16 protein-coding genes and 6 pseudogenes are annotated in these 22929 nt (G+C 62.8%); 15 read left to right on the forward strand and 7 right to left on the reverse strand.

Translation table 11 applies throughout. From position 1 onward, the window contains the following. The first annotated feature begins 62 nt into the window (after window positions 1–62). The 3 genes from AADZ55_RS14305 to AADZ55_RS14315 are packed head-to-tail and all read left to right on the forward strand — an operon-like array spanning window position 63 to window position 3202. Window positions 63–1349: a cytochrome P450 gene (locus tag AADZ55_RS14305; protein ID WP_085324334.1), complete on the forward strand. Its 1287-nt coding sequence runs from the start codon at window positions 63–65 to the stop codon at window positions 1347–1349. Between the two features lie 46 nt (window positions 1350–1395). Beyond that, window positions 1396–2760, forward strand: coding sequence for a flavin monoamine oxidase family protein (locus tag AADZ55_RS14310; protein WP_085324335.1), 1365 nt, complete (start codon window positions 1396–1398; stop codon window positions 2758–2760). Between the two features lies 1 nt (window position 2761). After that, the gene (locus AADZ55_RS14315; RefSeq protein WP_085324336.1) at window positions 2762–3202 is read left to right on the forward strand and encodes a hypothetical protein; all 441 of its coding nucleotides are present in this window, start codon (window positions 2762–2764) and stop codon (window positions 3200–3202) included. A 2-nt stretch (window positions 3203–3204) separates the two neighbouring features. Here the strand turns inward: AADZ55_RS14315 and AADZ55_RS14320 are convergent, their stop codons facing one another. After that, window positions 3205–3840, reverse strand: coding sequence for a class I SAM-dependent methyltransferase (locus tag AADZ55_RS14320; RefSeq protein ID WP_085324337.1), 636 nt, complete (start codon window positions 3838–3840; stop codon window positions 3205–3207). A gap of 105 nt (window positions 3841–3945) precedes the next feature. Between AADZ55_RS14320 and AADZ55_RS14325 the strand changes: the two are divergent. The 5 genes and pseudogenes from AADZ55_RS14325 to AADZ55_RS14345 all read left to right on the forward strand — a co-directional run bounded on the left by AADZ55_RS14325 (window position 3946) and on the right by AADZ55_RS14345 (window position 6265). Next, window positions 3946–4361, forward strand: a pseudogene (locus AADZ55_RS14325) (hypothetical protein). A gap of 61 nt (window positions 4362–4422) precedes the next feature. Then, a complete protein-coding gene (locus tag AADZ55_RS14330; protein WP_085324386.1) occupies window positions 4423–4773 on the forward strand; it encodes a hypothetical protein in 351 nt (116 codons plus the stop codon). 130 nt (window positions 4774–4903) lie between these two features. Beyond that, on the forward strand, window positions 4904–5410 hold the full coding sequence (locus tag AADZ55_RS14335) for a hypothetical protein (protein WP_085324338.1): 507 nt from the start codon (window positions 4904–4906) through the stop codon (window positions 5408–5410). Window positions 5411–5573: 163 nt separating this feature from the next. Beyond that, the gene (locus tag AADZ55_RS14340) at window positions 5574–5942 is read left to right on the forward strand and encodes a YidH family protein (RefSeq protein WP_085324339.1); all 369 of its coding nucleotides are present in this window, start codon (window positions 5574–5576) and stop codon (window positions 5940–5942) included. Next, entirely contained in the window at window positions 5939–6265 is a 327-nt protein-coding gene (locus AADZ55_RS14345) for a DUF202 domain-containing protein (protein ID WP_085324340.1), read from the forward strand. Before AADZ55_RS14340 ends, AADZ55_RS14345 begins: the two co-directional genes overlap by 4 nt. A 19-nt stretch (window positions 6266–6284) precedes the next feature. Here AADZ55_RS14345 and AADZ55_RS14350 read toward each other — a convergent pair whose 3' ends face one another. Next, complete coding sequence (locus tag AADZ55_RS14350) at window positions 6285–7019, reverse strand: potassium channel family protein (RefSeq protein WP_085324341.1); 735 nt, start codon at window positions 7017–7019, stop codon at window positions 6285–6287. A 301-nt stretch (window positions 7020–7320) separates the two neighbouring features. Here AADZ55_RS14350 and AADZ55_RS14355 point away from each other — a divergent pair, with 301 nt between their 5' ends. From AADZ55_RS14355 to AADZ55_RS14365, 3 genes and pseudogenes are all read left to right on the forward strand, one after another. Further along, complete coding sequence (locus AADZ55_RS14355) at window positions 7321–10353, forward strand: ATP-binding protein (protein ID WP_119184920.1); 3033 nt, start codon at window positions 7321–7323, stop codon at window positions 10351–10353. A gap of 196 nt (window positions 10354–10549) precedes the next feature. After that, on the forward strand, window positions 10550–10687 hold the full coding sequence (locus AADZ55_RS14360; RefSeq protein WP_341286312.1) for an excalibur calcium-binding domain-containing protein: 138 nt from the start codon (window positions 10550–10552) through the stop codon (window positions 10685–10687). A gap of 91 nt (window positions 10688–10778) precedes the next feature. Next, a pseudogene (locus AADZ55_RS14365) lies at window positions 10779–10962 on the forward strand (serine/threonine protein kinase); the annotation flags it as partial. Window positions 10963–11366: 404 nt separating this feature from the next. Here AADZ55_RS14365 and AADZ55_RS14370 read toward each other — a convergent pair. Together AADZ55_RS14370 and AADZ55_RS14375 are read right to left on the reverse strand one after the other, a co-directional pair. Then, complete coding sequence (locus AADZ55_RS14370) at window positions 11367–12092, reverse strand: DUF6338 family protein (RefSeq protein ID WP_085324344.1); 726 nt, start codon at window positions 12090–12092, stop codon at window positions 11367–11369. Window positions 12093–12569: 477 nt separating this feature from the next. After that, window positions 12570–13107 (reverse strand): annotated as a pseudogene (locus tag AADZ55_RS14375) (LLM class flavin-dependent oxidoreductase); the annotation flags it as partial. A gap of 88 nt (window positions 13108–13195) precedes the next feature. Here AADZ55_RS14375 and AADZ55_RS14380 point away from each other — a divergent pair. Next, window positions 13196–13848 (forward strand): annotated as a pseudogene (locus tag AADZ55_RS14380) (transposase). A 170-nt stretch (window positions 13849–14018) separates the two neighbouring features. Here AADZ55_RS14380 and AADZ55_RS14385 read toward each other — a convergent pair. The 3 genes from AADZ55_RS14385 to AADZ55_RS14395 form a co-directional block, all read right to left on the reverse strand. After that, on the reverse strand, window positions 14019–16922 hold the full coding sequence (locus AADZ55_RS14385) for an RND family transporter (RefSeq protein WP_085324345.1): 2904 nt from the start codon (window positions 16920–16922) through the stop codon (window positions 14019–14021). Beyond that, window positions 16919–17356: an MmpS family transport accessory protein gene (locus AADZ55_RS14390; RefSeq protein ID WP_085324346.1), complete on the reverse strand. Its 438-nt coding sequence runs from the start codon at window positions 17354–17356 to the stop codon at window positions 16919–16921. The genes AADZ55_RS14385 and AADZ55_RS14390 overlap by 4 nt, the downstream gene beginning before the upstream one ends. 949 nt (window positions 17357–18305) lie before the next feature. Beyond that, window positions 18306–18494: a hypothetical protein gene (locus AADZ55_RS14395; protein WP_133056404.1), complete on the reverse strand. Its 189-nt coding sequence runs from the start codon at window positions 18492–18494 to the stop codon at window positions 18306–18308. A gap of 159 nt (window positions 18495–18653) precedes the next feature. On the opposite strand from AADZ55_RS14395, the pseudogene AADZ55_RS14400 reads away from it, so the two are divergent. The 3 genes and pseudogenes from AADZ55_RS14400 to arr all read left to right on the forward strand — a co-directional run. After that, window positions 18654–20027: pseudogene (locus AADZ55_RS14400) on the forward strand (MFS transporter); the annotation flags it as partial. A gap of 218 nt (window positions 20028–20245) precedes the next feature. Then, window positions 20246–21401 (forward strand): annotated as a pseudogene (locus tag AADZ55_RS14405) (IS256 family transposase). A 144-nt stretch (window positions 21402–21545) separates the two neighbouring features. After that, window positions 21546–22001, forward strand: a complete 456-nt coding sequence (gene arr / locus AADZ55_RS14410; RefSeq protein ID WP_423202312.1) for an NAD(+)--rifampin ADP-ribosyltransferase — start codon at window positions 21546–21548, stop codon at window positions 21999–22001. Window positions 22002–22929: the final 928 nt, after the last annotated feature.

Consider the following 22929-nt stretch of genomic DNA (forward strand, 5'->3'; position numbering starts at 1 on the left):
CGTCAACGGTCTAGGCTCGCCAGTAGCACCCTTCAAGGGCGAAGCGGGACGGGAGGGTCTAGATGGGCCTCAAGACGGCGATTGCGACTCGGGTGAATGGGACGGCTCCGCCGCAGGTTCCACTTGCCGATATTGAACTGGGCTCACTGGATTTCTGGGGGCTCGACGACGATATTCGCGACGGTGCCTTCGCCACCTTGCGCCGCGAGTCGCCGATCTCGTTCTGGCCCGAGGTCCATATGTCCGGGTTCAGGTCAGGCAACGGGCATTGGGCGCTCACCACCCACGACGACGTCTTCTACGCCAGCCGTCATCCGGACATCTTCAGTTCCAGCCCCAACATCACCATCAACGAGCAGGCCCAAGAGGTGTCCGAGTACTTCGGCTCGATGATCGTGCTGGACGATCCGCGCCATCAGCGGCTGCGCTCGATCGTCAGCAGAGCCTTCACCCCGAAGGTGGTCGCCCGCATCGAGGCAGCTGTGCGCAAGCGGGCCCACCGACTGGTCGCATCCATGATCGCCAACCATCCCGACCGGCAGGCCGATCTGGTCAGCGAACTCGCCGGGCCACTGCCATTGCAGATTATTTGCGACATGATGGGGATTCCCGACGAGGACCATCAGCGGATTTTCCACTGGACCAACGTGATTCTCGGCTTCGGCGACCCGGATCTGGCCACCGATTTCGACGAGTTCATCCAGGTGTCGATGGACATCGGCGCCTATGCCACGGCACTGGCCGAAGACCGCCGGGTCAACCACCACGACGATCTGACGAGCAGCCTGGTGGAAGCCGAGGTCGACGGCGAGCGGCTGTCGTCGTCGGAGATCGCCTCGTTCTTCATCTTGCTGGTGGTGGCCGGCAACGAGACAACGCGCAACGCGATCAGCCACGGCGTGCTGGCATTGTCCCGGTATCCCGAGCAACGGGATAGGTGGTGGTCTGACTTCGACGGCCTGGCGCCCAGCGCGGTCGAGGAGATCGTGCGGTGGGCCTCCCCGGTGGTCTATATGCGCCGCACCCTGACCCAAGACATCGAGCTGCGTGGCACCAAGATGGCCACCGGAGACAAGGTCTCCCTGTGGTACTGCTCGGCCAACCGGGACGAGGCAAAGTTCGCCGACCCGTGGACCTTCGACGTGGCACGCAACCCCAATCCGCATTTCGGCTTCGGCGGCGGCGGCGCCCATTTCTGCCTCGGCGCGAATCTGGCGCGGCGGGAAATCAGGGTGGTGTTCGACGAGCTGCGCCGTGAGATGCCCGACATCGTCGCGACCGAGGAGCCCGCACGCCTGCTGTCGCAGTTCATTCACGGAATTAAGACGCTGCCGGTCACCTGGACATGATGGCCGAGCGTTGACTGCTCAACCGTTTGCCGGTAGGCCTGTCACCATGGCCGACGTCGACGTCTGCGTTGTAGGTGGCGGCTTTGCGGGTCTGACCGCGGCGCTTCGAGTCAAGCAGGCCGGCCACTCGGTGACAGTGCTGGAGGCACGGGACCGGGTTGGCGGCCGGACCTTCACCGTGGCGCGCGACGACGGGTCGTGGATCGACAAGGGTGGCGCCTGGGTCGGACCGACCCAGGACCGGGTCTATGCGCTGATGCACGAATTCGGCGTCAAGACCTTCAAGCAGTACCACGACGGCGAAGCCATGCTGGTTGTCGACGGCAAGCAGTACCGTTACGAAGGCACGATTCCGTGGACCATGAGCCCGTGGGCGTCGCTGAATCTGGGTGCGGCCTTCCTTGAACTGGGCCAGATGTGCAAGTCGGTCCCGCTGGAAGCGCCCTGGGAGGCGAAGAAGGCCCAGAAGTGGGACCGCATCACGTTGGCCCAATGGCTGGACAAGAACGTCAAGTCCAGGGCGGCACACGATCTGCTCGATACGGCGATCTCGGGCTGCTACACGTCCGCGGCCGCCGAGGTGTCGATGCTGTTCGTCCTATACCAAATGGGATCGGCCGGCGGCCCGAGCTTCGTGCTGGGCGGCAAAGGCGCGTCCCAAGACGCCCGGATCATCGGCGGGATGGGCGCGATCTACCAGCCGATGGCCGCCGAACTCGGCGACGCGATCCAACTATCGCGGCCGGTCCGGTCCATCACGCAGGACGCCGACGGAGTAACCGTACGGTCCGAACGCGACAGCATCCGGGCGCGTCGCGCCATCGTCACTGTTCCGCTTGCGATCGCAAGCCAAATCATCTATCAGCCAATGCTTCCCACCGATCGGTCATTTCTGCACCAGAGGATGCCGACCGGCGCGATTGTCAAGATCTCGATCGTCTACGACGAGCCGTTCTGGCGAGCCGATGGTCTATGCGGCCAAAGCGCAGCGCCAGGCTCGCTGGCAACGGTCACCATCGACGCGTGCACCGACACCGGCACCCCGGGCATCCTGTGTGTGATCATCGAGGGCCCTATCGCACGGCAATACGAACGCCTCGACAAAGACGGGCGCCGTCAGGCAGTCCTCAACGCCCTGGTGGAACGGTTCGGGCCCAAGGCCAGCAAGCCGCTCGACTACGTCGAGCAGAACTGGAGCCGCGAGCCCTACTCCGGGGGCGGGATGCTCAGCCACGCGCCGCCCGGTGTGCTCACCGAGTTCGGTCATGCGTTGCGCAGGCCGTGTGGGCGCATCCACTGGGCCGGCACCGAGAGCTCGGCCAAGATGTGCGGCTGGATCGACGGCGCCATTCGCTCCGGCGAACAGACCGCCAAGGAGGTCATGCTGCGCGAGGAGCTTACGGTGGCCTGAAATGAAGACGTTCGCACTAGGCCTGGTAGCAAGCACCGCGGTTACGGCCGCTACGTTGACGCTTTCACCAGTTGCCCAGGGGGACATGCTAATTGGCAACTATCTGCTCCAGACGAACAGGGATCCCGGCCACCAATGGATTTGGACGATTCGACCATGCAATCCGGATGCGCCAGGATGTGTCCACCTGCAAGCGATACCGCAACCCAACGGGCAAGCGGCTCCCTATGACGGAGATGCCTGGCTGACCAACGGCCGCTACACGATGGCCGTCGACGTGCCCGATGGTGTGCGCTGCGTGGTGTACTTCCTGCCCTCCCACGACGTCTACTCCTGGGATGCGGTGACGCTAGCCGGTTCGGTGGACTCCACGTTCGACGCGGGTTGCGGCGGCGCACCAGAGGGGACCAATAGCTACCCCTTCTCGCTGCAGCGGCTTTAGGCCTACCGCTGACCGCGTGTTTGCTCCGCGCCAACCTGGTAGACAAGCAAGACTCGCGGATATGGGGTAAACCATTCGGGCCGCTGCGGGATTCGCGCGACACAAGAAGCGTTGTCGCCCAGCCACTCCAAGGCGAACCGGTGGGTGCCGACGGGTGCCGGCCGGAATGGGTAGCGGTAGTAGCGCGCAAACAATTCGATGTGGAGGAAGAGGATTAGCTTGCCGAGGCGCCCGTCTGGCATGTCCTCGAACACGATAACGCTGCGACGCGCGACTCGGTGACATTCTTTGATCAACGCCATCGGGTCATGGCTGTGATGAAGTACCTCACTAAGTACAACGTGATCAAATGCATTGTGGGGAAATGGAATTGACGTGCCGTCAAACTGCCGGAAAGGGACCTGAGCCTGCCGGAAATCCTTGACGTCCACCCCACTTGGCTGTACCCCATACATCTGCCGGACACACACCGAGAGATGCCCGGTCCCGCATCCAACATCGAGGAGACTGTCGCCCCGCTTGAGATGGCCGGCAAGCGCTTCAGCTTGTACCCGCAGTCGGACCGCGGCCCGCAGGACGTGATGCGCTTCCGACAGGCGTTGCCGAATCTGAGCAACAAACGGTGGCGCAGCAATCATCTACATCCCCACTCGAACTAGGCCGGTGCCCCATAGCGTAGGTGCGCAGGATCGCCGGGCGCTGGAGCGGCGCGGGGCGCGGATCGTAGGTTTGCTGCCAAAGCCATCGAGCATAGGAACCATCGTGACCATCCGGCGTTTCCCTCCCCCGACGTACTGGCAGCTCGGCAGAAGCTTGTGCTAAGCACTTCCATAATGAGGTCCGCCATGACCGGGACGAGGTGTTGTCGACGTTCCCGCACCCCCGCTACCGGGGCTACCTGGGCAAGCTTCCGCCCACCGGCAGCAGATTCCGTGTCCGAATGACCGCGTACTTCGTCTTCGACGACACGGAAACGCTGATATGCGAACGCATCTACTTCGACCGACTCAGCATGATCAAGCACCTCCTCGGTGGCCTGGACATGAGGAAGCCGGCCAACTGGCTGCTGGCCACGCGCTGCCTGCGTGGTCTGCTGTCGATGTCGTCGGAAAAGCCGGGCCCGGCACTGACCAACACCGTGCCGCCGGCGTTCGCCTAACCGGGCCCAGCCTCGGGTGCAGACACGCGAATCTGCGCTGGGCTTCGTAGGCTCACAATCCGTGACACACGGACATATCGGCGCAGAGGTGAAGGCGATCGGGCAACCCGATAGGGCTGTTGAGTTCCTCGATGGCAGCGTGCGCGTCGCCATGGACTTGTTGGGCGCGGTCGTGGGGCATGGCACCTACCGGCCCGGCTGGAGGTGGTCGGCCCATGTCGCACCGATGACGGGTGGTGCCTCCGAGCACCACGTCGGCTACGTCTTAAGCGGACGTATGGCTGTGCGCAGCCGCGAGGGGCTCGAGATCGAGGTTGGTCCGCATCAGGCATTTGCCGCGGAACGGGGCCACGACGCGTGGGTGGTCGGTGACCAGCCCTGCGTCGCCCTTGATTGGGCGCCGACCGGCTAACTCGAAACGCTGGTGGGGCTGCGGACGGCGCGCGATTCGCCAGGACTGCCGTGACATGCGCGAAGGTGCTTCCTCGCCAGCCTCCGGATGCCTAGACTCGCCCGCGAGCCGATGCGATGAGGAGGCTTCGATGCGGATTCAAAGCCGGCAGGTGTGGTGTGGTTTATCGGTGGTCACCGTGCTGGCGGCCTGTGCCAGCAACGGTGCTCATACCGGCACCGCCTCGACGAACGTGCAGCCGACGACCGCACCCGCGACGACCGTCACCGCTGCGCAGGGCGCGCGGACCGAAAAGTGGATTGACCTTCAAGTCGGCGATTGCGTGGCCGACCTGCCACCGGCCGATCTCAGCCGGATAACCGTCACGATTGTCGACTGCGGGACAGCGCATTTGGCCGAGGTGTACCTGCGCGCTCCCATGGCAGTCGATACCGCCATCGCAACCGTCGCCAATCACGATTGCGCTGCCGGATTCGCCCCCTACACGGGGCAACCCGTCGATAGCAGCCCGTACTCCGTGACGTATCTGATCGACTCGAATCAGGACCGCACCGGGGCCAACCCCACCCCGAGCACCGTCATTTGCCTGCTCCAGGCGGCCAATGGAAAATCCCTGACCGGGTCGGCGCGTCGCTGACCTCAGTTGCGTTGAACGCGAACGCGACCGACCCCAAGCGTGACGCGTTCCCGCTGACCCGGGCTTGAGCGGCCGCTTCTGGTAGGCCACAAAGTTGGCTACACTCGGCCGACGTCGAATCGCCTGTCCCCGATACCACCGATACGAGCTGCGAGGTTGCCGCGTGGCTGATGACCCCAACAACACTACGACCGAGGTCGAACCCGACTACCGGTTCACCCTGGCCAACGAGCGGACCTTCCTGGCCTGGCAGCGCACCGCTCTGGGCCTGCTCGCCGCGGCGGTCGCGCTGGTGCAGCTCGTCCCGGAGCTGACGATCCCCGGCGCGCGCCGCGTGCTCGGCGTGGTGCTCGCGGCCCTGGCGATCCTCACCAGCGGAATGGGTCTTCTGCGCTGGCAGCAGGCGGATCGCGCCATGCGCCGCAACCTGCCATTGCCCCGTCACCCCACACCGGGATACCTCGCGGTCGGACTGTGCGTGGTCGGGGTTGTTGCGCTCGCATTGGTGATCGCCAAGGCGGTTGCCGGGTGAACCAGTCGACGGCGGCAAGCGATCGCGGACTACAGGCGGAGCGGACAACGCTGGCCTGGACCCGGACGGCGTTTGCGTTGCTGGTCAACGGCGTGCTGCTGACCATCAAGGATACGCACGGTGCCGACAGCCCGGTTGAGCTGATCCCGGCCGGCCTGGCCGCCGCCGCGGCGTCGTGCAGCTATGTAATCGCGCTGCAACGCCAACGAACCCTTGGGCACCGCCCGCTTCCGGTACGAATCACTCCCCGCCGCCAGGTCTACATCGTCGGAATGGCGGTGCTGGTGCTCATGGTCGTGACCGCGTTTGCTCAACTGGTCTAGTACCGAAACTTCCCTAAGCTCAGCCAACTCCGTTGGAATCGTCGTCCTGCAATTGCTCGGCCAATGTTCGAACTTCGGTCCGAAGCTCGTCGATCTGGGCGGCTGTGGCGGCCCGATTCGCGGAATCGGTTTCCGCTACCCGCTGCACAATCCACGACGCCAAGGACGCGGTGACCACACCGATGAGACTGATCCCGCCAATCATCAGCAATACCGCAATTACTCGCCCGGTGAAAGTTATCGGATACAGGTCGCCATAGCCGACCGTGGTTACGGTCGTGATGGCCCACCACACGGCCTTTCCGAAGGAGGTGATGTTGGCCCCCGGTTGGTCGCGCTCCTGATCGAGGATGGCCAGCGATGTCACGTAGATCAGCAGGGACACACCCGAGATGGTGTAGATGAGGATGCGGCCGCGAACGGCATTGCCGACGGCCTTCTGCAACGCTCCGACCAGGACGACCAACCGCAGGAGCCGCAGCGGTCGCATGAGGGGAAGCGCAACAATGAGCAAGTCGAACAGGTGACGGACGAACCAATGCCAGCGGTTGGGCGCCAGGATCAAACGAACCACGTAGTCGACGACGAATAGGCTCCAGGTGATCCAGGTCGCCGCCCACAAGATGCGCGCCTCGTCACCCTGTGGCTGATAGAGCACTTCCACCGAGTACATGACCAGGAAAGCGACCGCGACCATGGCGAGTGGCCACTCAGTGCGCTGCTGCCAAAGCTGTTCTTTAGTTCTCTTGGTCATGTGGGGCTAAGTCTCCGACTAGATCATTTCGTTGCTTATGCACTGAATTGCTGCCCGCTACAGGGTAGCGGGCCAGTCGGCCACCCTGCGTTTAGTCACAATGGCATGGCCCAATTCCGTTATTGTGAGGTTTCTTTCGGCTAGTACCGGCCCAGCGGCCAGCGTCCGCCGGTGTTGATCGGTTTCACCTGCGCCCTGGACTCGACAAGAGACTGGTTGTGGTAACCGGCAAGTTTTCCGTGGTGGTGGCTACCATGAGCCAACACGCGGAAATGCCGCCGCTGACTGGAGCGAGTTGGGCTTGAGTGAGTTGCTGCCGACCGGAACGGTAACGCTGCTGCTAGCCGACGTCGAGGGCTCGACGCGGCTGTGGGAAACCCAGCCCGAGCAGATGACCGCCGCGCTGGCGCGGCTGAACCAGACCGTGAACGACACCATTGCCGCTCATGAGGGCGTGCGCCCGCTCGAGCAGGGCGAAGGCGACAGCTTCGTGGCCGCCTTCGCGCGTGCCAGTACGGCGGTGGCGTGCGCGCTGGCGTTGCAGCGCGCCCCGCTGACCCCGATCCGACTGCGCATCGGGGTGCACACCGGCGAGATCCAGCTGCGCGACGAGGCCAACTACGCCGGCCCCACCATCAACCGGGCCGCGCGACTGCGCGATCTCGCCCACGGCGGCCAGACAGTCCTTTCCGGCGCCACCGAACAGCTGGTCGTCGATCACCTACCCGGCGATGTTTGGCTCACCGAACTGGGCACCTACCCGCTGCGTGATCTGCCACGCCCGGAACGGGTGGTGCAGTTGTGCCATCCCGACCTGCGCAACGAGTTCCCGCCCCTTCGCGTTCGCAATGTTGGTGCGTTGCATAATCTTCCGACTCAGTTGACGAGCTTTGTCGGGCGACAATCCGAGCTCGCGGAGCTGCGTCCGATCGTCGCGGGCAATCGGCTGGTCACCCTGACCGGAACCGGGGGTGCGGGTAAGACGCGGCTTGGGGTCGAAGTCGCTTCGCAACTCAGCAGCGAGTTCCCCGATGGGGTGTGGTTCATCGGACTGGCTCCGATCACCGATCCAGTTGTGGTACCCGTGACCATCGCACGCACGTTGGGACTGCCCGATCAGCCCGGACGCTCCCCCACCGACACCCTGCTGCGGTTCATCGCCGACAGAAGGATCTTGCTGCTGCTCAACAACTGCGAGCACCTACTTGATGCGTGCGGAAGCCTGGTCGCCAAGCTGCTCAAGGCCTGCCCGCGGTTGACGATCCTGGCCACCAGCCGTGCGCCGATTGGAGTGCCCGGTGAGTTGACGTGGCGGGTGCCGTCGCTGTCTCCGGCCGACGAGGCCGTCGAGCTGTTCATCGACCGCGCCCGGCACGCCCGGCCGGATTTCGTTGTCGGCGCGGACAACCTTGCGCTGGTGGAAGAGATCTGCCAGCGCCTCGACGGCATGCCGTTGGCGATCGAGCTTGCCGCAGCACGTGTTCGGGCGCTGTCGCTATCGCAGATCGTGGGCAGCCTGCACGACCGGTTCCGGTTGCTCACCGGCGGCGCGCGCACCGCGGTAGAGCGCCAGCAGACGCTGCGTGCGTCGGTGGATTGGTCCCATGCGCTGCTCACCGAACCCGAGCAGGTCTTGTTCCGCCGACTCGCGGTGTTCGCCGGCGGGTTTGATCTCGACGCCGCCCAAGCGGTCGGCGCCAGCAGCGAGGTGGAGCGCTACCAGCTGCTAGATCAACTGAGCCTCTTGGTGGACAAGTCACTGGTGGTCGCCGACGACACCCGCACCGGTATGCGATACCGGCTGCTGGAGACGGTGCGTCAATACGCGCAGGAAAAGCTGGACGAGTCCGGTGAAGCCGACGAGGTGCGCACCCGGCATCGGGACCACTACACGGCCACCGCCGCGGAGCTGGAATCACACGGCCACTCGCGCGACGAGCAGCTGCTGGACTGGGCACGGACCGAGATCGACAATCTGCGGGCCGCATTTGCGTGCAGCCTTGCGAACTCCGACCTCGAGACAGCCCTACGGCTAATTTTGTCGCTGCGGCCGCTGTGGTTACGGGGCGGTCGAGTGCTGGAGGCACTGGCCGGGTTGGGCGCCGTCCTGACCGACGGGCGTCACCCGGAGATGGCGCCGGCGCTATGGGCACGCGCGGTGGCACAGCGCACCATCCTCGCCGCGTGGATGGGAGTTCCGGCGGACCTAGGCCAAACACAGGAGGCGCTGGCCATCGCGCGCAAGCTCGACGACCCGGCACTGATCGCCCGAGCCCTGATCGCTTGTGGAATGCTCGCCTCCTACAGCGCCGAGGCGTCACAGCCCTACTTCGCTGAAGCGATCGATCTGGTCCGCGCGGCCGATGATCGGTGGAGTCTGTGCCAAATCTTCAGCTATCAGGCGACCGCGGGCTCTTTCGCCGGTGCACCGATCGAAGCAGGCGCGGCCGCCCGGGCAGGTCTTGACCTCGCCGACGCGCTGGGCGACCGGTTCTTCTCGCGGGACTGCCGGGCCTGGCTGGGATCCGCACTGATGATGCAGGGAGATCTCGCGCACGCTAGCCGCGTTCTCGGCGCCCTGGCCGACGAGGCGGAAGAAGCCGCCGACCACACCATGACGGTCTTTGGTCATGTTGGTCACGCCGCGGTGCTCTCCTATCAGGGGCACGCGGACGCTGCGCACGCCGCTGCGCAGGCCGCCCTGGCGGTCTCCGAGGCCATGGGCGGGTTCTCCGCAGACACGGTGAACGCGGTTCTCGCGCGAGCCGCTTTGGCCGGTGGCGACGCCGCCGCGGCCAGGCAGGCGTGTGACATGGCTTGGAAACATACTCACCCCCTGCGCGAAGCCCTCACCAGAAGCGTCACCCCGATGGCCGAGGCGGCGTTGGCGGGCGGTGATCTGGCCGCCGCCCGGCATTGGGCAGACGACACCGTCGCGGTTGTCCCGGGTTGGCACCACATGGTCGCGCTGACCGTGCGTGCCTTTGTCGAGATCGCGCAGGATGAGCCGGAACAGGCCGAGCGCGACGCCCACAATGCCCTGACGGTCGCCGCCCGCACCCGGGGACATCTCGGGGTGGCCGACACCTTGGAATGTCTTGCGGCTCTGGCGGCCCATGGTGACAAGCACTCGCACGCGGCGCGGCTGTCGGGCGCAGCGGACAGCATCCGACAGCGGATGGGGCATGTCCGGTTTCCGATGTATCAAACCGGCTATGACGCGATGCTGGCCTTGATTCGGAAATCATTGGGGCAGAACGGTTTTGATACCGCATGGGCCGAAGGTGCTGTTTTGTCCACCGAGGAGGCGATCGCGTACGCGCAGCGGGGTTAGGCGCCAATAGCCATTGTGCGATCAAGCGGACCCGGCGTACACTCCGCGACACGGGTCAGGCCTCCTGGTAAGGAGCGGATCAACGATGATTCGTGCACTATTGGCCGCGGCAGCACTCACGACCGCTACTTGGGGTTTCGCCGTCGGTGTCGCACCAGCGGGAAACGCAGAACCGACCGAAGCCAATTGCACCGAGATGAGTTCATCCGGAAGCTGCGTCTATCGCAACTGCACCGACGCCAAGGCACATGGCAGATGCAACATCCCTACCGATGACCCCGCGTACTGTCCCAAGCAGGACCGCGATAACGACGGCCTCGCCTGCGAGTGCTGACCGGTTTCACGTCCGCTGGATCAAGCCCACTGAAGACAAGGCTTCCTGGTGCCGCGGATACTGACCACAGCGAAGAAGGGCAGGGCACGCCATGGAATCGCTCGTCGGCGGGACGTTTGGCAAGTACGAAGTTCGACGCCTGCTGGGCAAGGGCGGCATGGGCGAGGTGTACGAGGCGTACGACACCGATAGGGGCCGAACCGTCGCTTTGAAGCTACTCACAGCCAGCTACGCCGACGACGAAACCTTTCGTGCGCGGATTTCTACGGGAATCGACCTTTCGGGGTTACCGTCCACCTCCGCGCTCACCGTCGCCAGACGGCGGCTGTGCGCCGCGGGCCACGGGCTGGTGCCCGCCGAATGCTCCCCCGGACTGCGACTCTGCGTCGTTTGCCGAGGACGGATACGCGCAGCCGGTCAATGCTTCGCGGTCAGCGCTCATTGCGATTCCCGGGAACGACGCCTCCCGAACCCTCGGGCGGGGTGACGGTGGACGTCGAGCTTGCACGGGAACCGGCGGACTGGCTGAACTCGCCGCCCGGTCGGTAGCCGCCCGTTCGCGGCGCTATCCAGTGCCTCCGGGAGGAATTTCTCTGCTCTTCATTTTCCGGCATGACGTTCGCCTTCCCCGTGCCTGTCACGTCCCAGTATGCCTGAATGATCCGCAGGGCGACGGTGATTATTGCTCGGCTGACGGGGGGTTATCAGTGGGCGGCGGAGCAATCTGCATGAGCACCGCGTCACCACATCGAACCCATTGCCCGGTGGGGCCGGGCAGCGCCGCCCCGAATTCACCTTGCTCGTCGATGCTCCAGGCTTCGTCGATGAAGACGTCGCGAGGTTCGGGATAGCCAGTGAAGAACGACGCGGCTCCGGTGACCCGTCCGCCGATCCACGTCCCGTCTGCGTTGAGAATGCGGACGAAACTGCCCGGCTCGACATCCTGGGTTGCGAAGTCCCAAGCGGTGGGGATCGGGGAATAGTCGGTTTCCTGGCTGAACAAAGCCCTTATCCAGGTCAGCTCACCGTCTGATCGCGCGCATCTTAATATCGTCCCCCAAAACCCCGTCCGGTTGTAACGCTGGCGGGTAGTGAAACTTGCGGTCACATGGCCGGCGAGTGCGGGTATCACGAACACCAACAAGATGCCCCCGACTGCGACAGCCTGGAGGTTGTCCAGGTTGTCCTGCGGGTGAATCAGCCTGGTGGTCAGTTTGTCGCCGAGGCACAGTAGGTAGACGAGCGAGAAACCGACGGATACGGCGAGTGCGCGGATGAACCGCACGGTCAGTTCGCGATCCTCGGGCGACGGCCCGATCCTGTTGCGGCGGACCCCCTGAAACACGAAGCCTGGGATGAGAACAGCGACCAGCGTCAACGCTTGCTGCCAACCGCTGATCAGCACTAGATCACCTCCGTGTCAAAGATGCGCCGTGAGCGTGAACCTACCCGGCTGGTTCGCGCGCATCGCGTCAGCCGCCGCCTCGTGTCCCATCGGTACAGACCGCCTGGCCTAGATTCGGGGATGGCTGATCGGTTTCCAGAGCAGATTGCCGAGACAATCGGACAGTTTGAGGTGATACCGCGTTCTTCTGCTCCTGGCGGAGCCGAGCAAGTTGATGCGCCGTGGCGCACCGGTGTGTTGCGTCTCAAGGACAATAGGTCGAACTCGAAGCGAGTCCCGGGTTCGACCCGGTGGCGTCCTGGACTCAGCCGGGGCCGGGTTCGTGGGCCAGTAGCCCGCCGGAGGAACGCATCACCGACGACGCCGTTGTTCTCGGAGCCATCGCCGGTAAACCGGGGGAGGCGTCGCTGCGGGGATTGCGCAGCGTTCGCCGGGCAAAGACTTCGTCCGATGCGTTCAGCCCGCCGATCTTGATCATTGGGGAGTCGAGCGCCTCGTCAACGTCGGCGCGGGTGCGGCCTGTGACAACGGGCAGCCACAGGGCGGGGGTGATCGACATGGGGTCACGGCCCGCGTCGGATGCGGCGGAGCGTACGACTTCCAAGCGTTGCGCGTACTCCTTCGGCTGGTGTGGAAACCCGGGATACCACGCGTCGGCGTAGCGCCCGGTGGCCCGCAGCATTCGCGGGCCATGCGCAGCGATCCAGATCTCGGGCCACTTACCCCGGTAAGGCGGGAGGTCGAATAGGGCGTTGCGCAACAAGAAGAATGGCGAATCGCGGTTGACCAGTTCTCCGCCAGAGTCCCACAGCGCCCGGATGGTGGCCATCGCTTCTTCGAACCGCGCGACCGGCTTTGACCAGTCCACTCCATAGGGCTCGTTGCCCTCGCGTTCGCCAGTTCCAATGCCCAGTATCGCGCGTCCACCACTCAGCTGATGCAGTGTCGCGGCAGCCTGTGCGGTGACGGCAGGATTACGCCGACCGGTATCGGTGACGCTGACGCCCCTGTGGAGGGGTGTAGACAAGCGAAAGTGCCTGTCCGGCAAGGGATAATTGGACTTCTCCAGGGTTCAACCATCCTGACGGGAAGGCACTTCGCGGGTGAAGAATTTCGCGGTGTCACCACGGGTGAAAGTTTCCACCGACGGCCATGGCGTTGTGTCGCACGCCGGGATGGGCATGCTGCGTGAGCTCGCCGACCGGACGGGCCTATCAGCGCAGGTCACCGCCGCGTTGGCCGATACCTATCGCGGCCCGTGGGTGTATGCGCCCGGGGAGGTGTTCGCGGATCTGGCGGCCGCGGTCGCCGACGGCGCCGATTGCATCGACGGGGTCGGCCAACGCTGCGCTGGTGGTCAGCATGTCTTCGGTGCCGCGGCGTCGACGACCACGATGTGGCGGCGGGTCGATGAGCGCATCGACTCCGCGCACCTACCCGGGGTGCGGGCGGCGCGGGCCGCCGCGCGTGCAGCGGCCTGCGCAACCTGCCCTGCCAGTCCTTCTGGACGAATGCCGCCTGGCTGGAAATCGTGCTGGCCGCCGCCGACCTGGTCGCCTGGACCCGCCTCATCGGCTTCGCCAACCACCCTGAGCTGGCCCGCGCCGAGATCACCACATTCCGCTACCGGGTCCTGCACGTCGCCGCCCACATCACCCGCGGCGCCCGCCAACTGCGCCTGCGCATCGATGCCACCTGGCGATGGGCCGCCCAGATCGCGGCCGCCTGGCAACACCTACGCACCGCCTTCGGATAAGCCCCAACCCCTCTGACCCGCCGACGAGGAAAGACCCACCGGCTCCAGGAAAGCCCGCCCCACCCGGCGACACGGGACCGATCAACCACGCCACCACCCGGAAACCACTACCCAGCAAGATAATTCGACACAAGCCCCAGCCAACCCCAATCATCACGAAAAATCGAGGCCTAGGACTGATTTCCGGTTGGCGAACCACGGTCCGGGGTAAGCAACATGGCGCGCACCAAGCTACGGGGTCCGGCGGAGCGAAGCATCTGGCTAGCTGGGCGTGGGCGTACCCGTTGCGGCCACCAGAACCAGCGTCCAAGCAATGCAGCAATGGACGGCGTCATAAACGAGCGCACGATCAATGTATCGAACAACAGGCCCAAGCCTATGGTTGTGCCGATCTGGCCGATAATTCGCAAATCGCTGAACACAAACAGGGACATTGTGACGGCAAATACCATGCCGGCGGCCGTCACTACCCCGCCCGTCCCGGCCATCGCCCGGATAATCCCGGTATTCAAACCGGCGACAACTTCCTCTTTCATCCGGGATACCAGCAGCAGGTTGTAGTCCGATCCCACGGCCAAGAGCAGGATCACCGACATCGCCAACACCATCCAATACAATTGGATGCCGAGAATGTCCTGCCAGACAAGCACAGAAAGCCCGAAAGAAGCACCCAGTGACAGCAGCACCGTCCCGACGATCACCAGAGAGGCAACCACACTGCGGGTGATGACCATCATGATGATCAATATCAGGCCGATTGCGGCCAATCCAGCGATAAGCAGATCATAGGTGGCGCCTTCTCGAATGTCTTTGAATGCCGCTGCGGTTCCACCAACCAGGATCGTTGCACCCTGCAATGGTGTTCCCTTCATAGCTTCTTCTGCAGCCTGCTTGATCGGATCGACACGTGAAATGCCCTCGGGTGTCGCTGGATCTCCTTTAAGGGAGATAATAAAGCGAGCCGCTTTGCCATCCGGAGACAAGAACATCTTGAGACCCCTCTGGAAATCCGGGTTTCCGAAGGCTGACCTTGGAAGATAGACCGAGTCGTCGACCTGGGCGGCATCAAAGTCCCGGCCCATTTCGCCGGGGTCTTTGGTATTCATCTCCATCTGCTCATATATTGCGGTCATTGTACTGTGGTAACCGAGTAACCGGTTCCGCACTATCGCCAGCGTTGACATCATCGGCTGGAGCTGCGCCTGCGTCTGCGGCAAGAGGAGATCTAGAACACCCATATCAGCGGCGAGGTACTCCAGCTTTTCACTCATCTTGTCGACATCGTCAAACATGTCGAATATCGATCGTATGGACCAGCATATAGCAACGTCGAAGCAATGTTTCTCCCAATAGAAATAGCTCCGGATCGGCCGGAAGAAATCCTCGAAGTCCGCGAGATGGTCCCTTAAAGACTTCGTGATGTCCGACAAGTCATGCGTCAGCGCGGACATGTCGTGAGTATTAGCAGATATCTCGCCCATAAGAACATAAGTTCGTTGCATCGCGGCAATGGATACTTCCATTGCATCCGTCTGCGTGATAATTTCCGCAATTACTTTCTGCATGTAGCCTAAGGTCTCATTTAGCGTCGTGTTTTGCATGCTGATGACAAACGGTATTGACGTATGTTTGATGGCAGTTCCCAAGGGTCGGGTAATCGCTTTGACTTGTTCAATACCGGGGCTGTGAAAAATGCTTCTGGCCACTTTGTCCAACACCAGTATGTCCACCGGGTTGCGCATATCGTGATCGGTTTCGACCAACAGCACCTCGGGGTTGAGCCGAGCCCGCGAGAAGTGTCGACCAGCCGCCGAGTCGCCGACATTGGATGGCATGCTGGCAGGCATGAACGCACGCAGATCGTAGGTTGTTTTGTAACTCGGCAAAGCCAGAAGGCCAACCGAGGCGATCGCGCAAGTTGCGGCAAGGACCGGCCCAGGCCAGCGAACGATCGCTGTTCCCACCCGGCGCCACCGTAGGGTGTTTGGCTTTCGCCTGGGGTCGAAGAAATTGAAGAAACTACCGACGGTTAGAACGGCCGGACCGAGAGTGAGCGCGGCGACGACTGCGACAAGCATGGCGACAGCGGCGGGAGCGCCAAGCGTTTCAAAATACGGAAGTCGGGCAAAGCTGAGGCAATACAGGGCGCCGGCAATGGTCAGCCCGGAGCCCAAGATCACGTGCGCTGTCCCATGAAACATCGTGTAGAACGCCTTTTCCCGATCTTCGCCCGCGTGACGCGCTTCCTGGTAACGACCGAGCATAAATATTGCGTAGTCTGTGCTGGCCGCGATGGCCAGGAGCACGAGCAGGTTGGTCGCGAAGGTCGAAAGATTGAAAAGGTTGTGGTAGCCGAGAAATGCTACGATTCCTCGGATTGCACCTAGCTCGATTCCAACCAAGACTAGGACGAGAGCCACGGTAACTATAGAGCGGTAGATAAAGAACAGCATCACTGCGATCGCCAGGCCGGTAATCGCGGTGACCCGAGCGATACTTTTGTCTGCGGCCTCGGATTGATCGGCGTTGAGCGCCGACGGTCCCGTGACATAAGCCTTGATCCCGGGCGGTGGTGACGTAGTTTCCACGATATGCCGCACAGCTTGGACTGAGTCGTTAGCTACGGTTTCATTGTCACCCCTCAGGTAAACCACAACGTAAGCAGCTTTATCATCCGCACTTTGCGAACCCGCCGCGGTCAATGGATCACCCCAGAAGTCCTGAATATGCTGGACATGCCTGCTATCAGCTGAGAGGTTGCGCAGCAATTCGCTGTAAAATCGGTGAGCTTCGTCGCCGAGAGGATTATCCCCTTCCAATACGATCGTCAGCGTCGAATCGGAATCAAACTCGTGGAATACTTGTCCAACGCGCTTTATCGCTTGAATCGAAGGAGCGTCACTCGGGCTCATCGATACCGAATGCGATTTTCCGACCACTTCTAATTGCGGTACGGCGATATTGACGACGGCCGTAAGCCCCAACCAGAACAGCACTATCGGCACCGCGAGATTGCGGACTATCCTAGGCAGAGACGGTGGAATCAATGTCGTCGAAGCAGCACCCTTGCTCATGCGGATGTCACCTGACAGAAGGTCAGTGCTCGCTGTCCGGTCATAGATCTTTCATCCTTGACCGTGCCGTTCACGATGATCCGGCAGCCGATGACATCGGCGCTACTTTGCGCAAAAACGTTGACACTGACCGCGGGCAGGCTCGTTGTGACCGTGAGGGACCACGGGAGAGGCGTGTTGTCCAGTCTCCGTACCTGGACATCAGGATCCAAGTACGCGATATCTGAAGTCTTTGCGGGGCCAAACACTTCATAAGTTACCCGCTTGGGGTTGAACTGCGGGCCATCTAAATCAGGTGTGATCATAACACTTTGGGGCTCGTGAACACCGAAGATCCGGTGCAGCCTATAAATACCAAGCCCCACGACAACGGCTACAACAATGACGGCAAGGAGCAACCATGTTCGCCTCACAACTCCGCCGACCGGAATCATCGTTTCCCTTCGATATGATGCGCAGAGTCAGTCCGTGGGGCTACCGGCAGTTCCACTGCCGGGTGAACGGCGAATCAGACGTTGCCTTTGCCTGCGGCGGGGCCCGTGGAGGCTCGCGGGGCAAGGGTGGCCGTACGACACCGAGGCGTCAGAGGCGTCGCGGTTGCCTGCATTGATCAGACCCAGCGGGCACGAAACCCAGTTTGAGTCCGGAACGGCGAAGCAGGCGGCAAGGTCTAGATAGGCCGACAATAAGCCCGGTTCGTGAATTGAACCGCCGCTCAAGGCTTCGGAATACATCATGACGTGTACCGGTTTCAGATCCCGGCCCACGAGGTATGGAGCCAGGTTGTGGATGCTTCCAGTTCCAGTTGATTTCGCAAGGCACGGCACGATCGTGGTGACGGCATTTTGCGAGCGTACCTTGCGGAAGCTGGCCTCGGTTTTTCGCCAGGGTAGGTGATGATGGTGTTCGGTCGCGGGTCAGCGTTTGTCGATAGCATTTTCGGTTCAGCGCGCTGTGAGTTCTCAGGGGCGCCGGGCGGGAAGGCTTCCTCGAGTCCACTGGGCCCAAGGACCCGACACAATCATTTTCTTGCAAGTCAACAGTAGTTTCGCAGGGGCCGCAACGGCGACGGCTTAGTGGCGCAAGGGCTTTGCGATGTCATCGTGTCCATGATGTGGCAGTACACAGGGGTACCATGACCGCAGTCCGTTGCCAGGACGGATTTCAGGGCGGTCTTCGGCCTGGCAGGCATCGTGCACCCGGTGCAGCTTGTTCTCGATCCCATAGGCTCGCGAGAAGCTTTCTCAACATGCATGTATTTGGCCTTAGCTCCGTCAACCAGCTGGGCACTGCACCATTTCGTTGGCCACAGCCCGGGCAGCAAGCGATCGGGTCCGTCCGGAATCCAATGTAGGTGGCGGTCCGCCCAGCCTCGATTGAGTTCTAGGCATTCTGTCGACGATGTTGCTGCGAAGGAACGTCCTCGACCGCCATCACCTGCGCGCCGGTGACGAGCTGCCCATGGCAATCGCCATCTGGATCGACCGGACCTATCAACGCTGTCGCAGAAAAGCGCGCCCGGGTCGATTGAGTCCCGCCGAATTCGAAGCCATCGTCACCAAGAACGGCCAATCAGGCGCATGAAAAACTGTATAGGATCCCTCAATAACCACAACCCCATAGAGGCGGAAGGACCGACTCGCCACTCGCCGGAACGCAGGTGATCGCGTGGAAACGAGAGCCGCCAGCAATCGGGCGCTCGAAGTGCGGTCATGGCGCGCCTTGTGGGCCATGATGATCGGCTTGTTCTTGGTCCTCATCGACACCACAAGCGTGACTGTGGCACTGCCGCAGATCATGGCGCAAATGAGGACAGGTTATGCCGCGGCGATCTGGGTGAACAGCGCTTATTTGCTGGCCTACGCGGTGCCACTGCTGGCCGCGGGGCGGCTCGGTGATCACTTCGGACCGAAGAAACTCTACTTGGTTGGCCTGGGTGTGTTCACTACAGGCTCGTTGTGCTGTGGGTTGGCCGGCTCCATCGATATGCTGATCGCCGCACGGGCGGCACAAGGACTAGGAGCCGCGGCGGTAGCACCCCAGACGTTGTCCATCATCATCCAGATCTTTCCGCCGGAGCGCCGTGGCGTGGCGGTCAGCATCTGGGGCGCCAACAGCGGTCTCGCCACCGTCGCGGGACCGCTGATCGGTGGTCTGCTCGTACAGCATTTTGGCTGGCAATGGATCTTCTTAGTCAACCTGCCAATCGGTGCGGTCGGATTCATCCTGGTGGCCGTGCTGGTCCCGGCGATACCCACGCACAAGCAACACTTCGACCTCTTGGGGGTGACGCTGTCGGGCATCGCATTGTTTCTAATTGTGTTCGCCCTGCAGGAAAGCGACGCTAACGGGTGGGCGCTGTGGATCTGGACGATGATCGCTGCCGGCGTGGTCACATTGACGGTTTTTGTCTATACGCAGTCGGTGAAAGAACGCGAACCGTTGGTACCGCCACGACTATTCCTCGACCGCAACTTCTCGCTTGCGCTCGCCGGTGTCGCGGTAGTGAGGTTCGTTGTGACCGCGACGCTCTTGCCGCTGATGTTCTATGCACAGTTGGTCTGTGAATTGTCACCCGCCCGAGCGGCGGTGTTGATGGTGCCCATGGGCGTCGTCAACCTGCTGCTCGCGCCGGCGGCCGGCCGAATTATCGACCGCAGTCATCCGCGGCCGGTTGTGGGATTTGGGTTCTCGACGCTGGCAATCGCCTTGACCTGGCTGTCGATCGAGGCCACGCCGACTACACCGATCTGGCGGTTGGTGTTGCCGATAGCCACCATCGGCGTCGGCACCGCATTTCTCTGGGCGCCACTAGCCGCCACCGCCACCCGGAACCTGCCGGCGCACCTCGCCGGCGCTGGATCCGGGGTGTTCACGTCAGTCCGCCAGGTGGGTGCGGCACTTGGCAGCTCCAGCATGGCGGCCTTCATGACCACTCGAATATTCGCCGAAAACCCCATGCTAGCAACCGAACAACGACATAGTGAAGACGCGCAAGTGGCGCTACCGACAACCCTCCATGACCCGTTCGCCGCTGCGATGTCGCAATCGATGTTGCTCCCCGCTTTCGTCGCACTGCTCGGCATCACCGCGGCGCTATTCTTGCGCGACACAAATCGGCCTGCGGCGGCGGTGTCTTAGCGTCATCGCGGCCAGTGACATTGTTGGGAACCCCGACGGTAATGGGAGCAGTGATCAGAACTTGTGGATGGCCCTTGGTGAGGGCGGCCTGAAAGTGGGCGCACCTTCCCGAGGATGATCTGAAGTTCACGTAGGTCTGATCAAGAGCCGGCGTTGGCGCGCTGGTCCGGGACGGTACGCCCTTGCTCACCGTAGTTCACGATGCCCAGGAGTCCAACGACAAGGCAGCTGGCCATCGGTCGTTGCTTGACCAGATCGTGCGCGATGGCGCCCGCCAGATGCTGGCGCGGCGCTGAAGGCCGCGGTCGCCGCCTGCGTTGAGCAGTTCGCCGACCAGCGCGACGAGAACGGCCGCCGCTTGGTGGTGCGCAACGGCTCTCACCAGGCGCGTGAGGTGCTGACCGCGGCCGGCGCGGTCGAGGTCAAAGCGCCGCGGGTCAACGACAAGCGGATCGACGCCGATACTGGTGAACGACAACGGTTTTCCTCGGCGATCCTTCCGGCGTGGGCGCGCAAGTCCCCGCAGATGTCTGAGGTACTGCCGCTGCTTTACCTGCACGGGCTGTCCAGCGGCGACTTCGGGCCGGCCCTGGAGCAGTTCCTCGGCTCGAGCGCCGGGCTCTCGGCCACGACGATCACGAGGCTCACGGCGCAGTGGCAGGACGACGCCAAGGTCTTCGGAGCTCGGGATCTGTCGGGCACCGACTACGTTTACCTATGGGTCTATGGCATCCACCTCAAGGTGCGCCTGGAACAGACCAAGCTGTGCCTGTTGGTGATGATCGGTGTCGGCGCCGATAGCCGCAAGGAACTCGTCGCGATCACCGACGGCTATCGCGAATCCACCGAGTCATGGGCCGATCTGCTGCATGACGGCAAACGGCGCGGAATGACCGCCCCGGTCCTTGCGGTCGGCGACGACGCACTCGGGTTCTGGAAGGCCATGCGGGAGGTGTTCCCGGCCACCCGTGAGCAACGCTGCTGGTTTCACAAGCAGGCCAATGTGCTTGCCGCGCTCCCGAAATCAGCACATCCGTCGGCGTTGGCGGCGATCAAGGACATCTGCAACGCCGAGGACATCGACAAGGCCCAGGTCGCGGTCAAGTCCTTCGAGCTCGACTTCGGCGCCAAGTACCCCAAGGCGGTCGCCAAGATCGTCGACGACTCATCGACGCCGCCCAGGCCCGATGGCGCAAAGTCAACGCCCCCGAACTCGTGGCGCTGGTCCGCGCCGGCGCGCTGTTCCACAAAGGCAAAATGCTTGAACGACCCGTCGACATCACCCCGGCTGATCCGACCACCGCCGAGGCCATCACGGCCAAAACAGAGGTCGCGTAATACATCCCCATCCGCAGCGCGAGCGGGCCGATTAGTCGGCGACGATGATCGGGAAAGTCCTCTTATGATTTCTCCCAGTCTCACTATATAGCCGAGAGAGGGGCTTGCGGCAAGGCCCCTGACCTACTGCACAATCGTCCGACCATGCATTGCAACGGACGGGGAGATGTTGTGGCGAGCACGCCGGTACCTTTTGAAGTGCACGAGTCGGGTGCGCTGCTTCATGGCACGAAAGCCGCTCTCGCGGTAGGCGATCTGCTAACGCCAGGACGCGAATCGAACTTCGAGCAGGGCCGCATCATGAATCACGTCTATGTGACGCGGACATTGGATGCCGCGGTATGGGCAGCTGAGCTGGCCCAAGGAGACGACCCGGGTCGCATCTACATCGTCGAATCAGACGGCGCACTCGAGGACGACCCGAACGTGACGGACAAAAAGCTCCCCGGGAATCCGACCCGCTCCTACCGCACCCGGGAACCCGTGAAAATAGTTGGCGAGATCACCGATTGGGCCGGGCATTCACCCGAACAGCTTCAGGCCATGCGGAACCTCCTGGCTGACCTCAAGCGCCGAGGACTTGCCGTCATCTACGACTGAGCCGGAACCGCCGCATTGAGCCCGATCCACAAGTCTTGACAATTCCTCCAAACCGCAGAACATCCTTGTCACGCCAGCAGATTTCGCGTACTTGGTGGACTTTGGTATCAGCCGAGGCAAGAGGTGAAACACATCTTCACGATGGCCGGTTATCACGTCGGCAGCTGGGACTACATGGCGCCGGAACGTTTCCGCGACCAAGAAAGCAACACCGGCGGTTGATATCTACTCGCTGGCGTGCGTCCTCTACGAAGCTTTGACGTGCCGCCGGCCGTTTCCGGGGCGCAGCGAGCAGACCGTCGCGGCTCACCTGTCAGCGCCGCCGCCGCAGCCCAGTGCCGTGAATGCCGGCATTCCGAGGTCTTTAGACGGCGTCATCGCTCACGGCATGGCGAAGGAATCCGATGACCGTTATGGCAGCGCCGGAGCGCTGGCGCGCGCAGCCAAGCGCGCTCTTTCAGCGGAAACCTCCGTGCCGCCGCACGCGAGCACGTTGCATGCTCCCCAAAATGTGACGCCCTCCAGTGGCCCTCCGCCCATTTGCGCTCAACCCAGCTATCCGCCATTCGGCGCGCGACCGAGCTACCCGTCAGCCGGTCCGGGGGTTGTGATGAGCCCCCATGACCCTAGGGACCGCTCGGAAAGGTTTCTGGTACCGGCCGTTGTCGCAATCGCGGCGGTAATGCTCTTGGTCGTTGTCGGGGTAGTTGTTGGTGTTCTTGCCAGCCGAAACTCTGAACCGGGCAACGCATCGCCGACAACGGCCTACCCCATCCCCGGAGTAACCCCGCGTCCAACGGAGTCGTCCTCGGCAAGGTTGTCGGCCCCCGTACCGACCACGGCGATCTCCAAACCCCAGGATCCTGAGCAACAGCTGCGACAAATCGCGAATAGCGACCGCTCGTTCGTATCCGCGCAACTTGCTGAC

Origin of the sequence: Mycobacterium decipiens (assembly GCF_963853665.1) — a bacterium.
GTDB lineage: Bacteria > Actinomycetota > Actinomycetes > Mycobacteriales > Mycobacteriaceae > Mycobacterium > Mycobacterium decipiens.

Coding starts and splice junctions, on each gene's coding strand:
- AADZ55_RS14305 (WP_085324334.1), top strand. CDS start 63: ATGGGCCTCAAGACGGCGATTGCGACTCGGGTGAATGGGACGGCTCCG.
- AADZ55_RS14310 (WP_085324335.1), top strand. CDS start 1,396: ATGGCCGACGTCGACGTCTGCGTTGTAGGTGGCGGCTTTGCGGGTCTG.
- AADZ55_RS14315 (WP_085324336.1), top strand. CDS start 2,762: ATGAAGACGTTCGCACTAGGCCTGGTAGCAAGCACCGCGGTTACGGCC.
- AADZ55_RS14320 (WP_085324337.1), bottom strand. CDS start 3,840: ATGATTGCTGCGCCACCGTTTGTTGCTCAGATTCGGCAACGCCTGTCG.
- AADZ55_RS14335 (WP_085324338.1), top strand. CDS start 4,904: ATGCGGATTCAAAGCCGGCAGGTGTGGTGTGGTTTATCGGTGGTCACC.
- AADZ55_RS14350 (WP_085324341.1), bottom strand. CDS start 7,019: ATGACCAAGAGAACTAAAGAACAGCTTTGGCAGCAGCGCACTGAGTGG.
- AADZ55_RS14360 (WP_341286312.1), top strand. CDS start 10,550: ATGAGTTCATCCGGAAGCTGCGTCTATCGCAACTGCACCGACGCCAAG.
- AADZ55_RS14385 (WP_085324345.1), bottom strand. CDS start 16,922: ATGAGCAAGGGTGCTGCTTCGACGACATTGATTCCACCGTCTCTGCCT.
- AADZ55_RS14390 (WP_085324346.1), bottom strand. CDS start 17,356: ATGATTCCGGTCGGCGGAGTTGTGAGGCGAACATGGTTGCTCCTTGCC.
- arr (WP_423202312.1), top strand. CDS start 21,546: ATGCATTGCAACGGACGGGGAGATGTTGTGGCGAGCACGCCGGTACCT.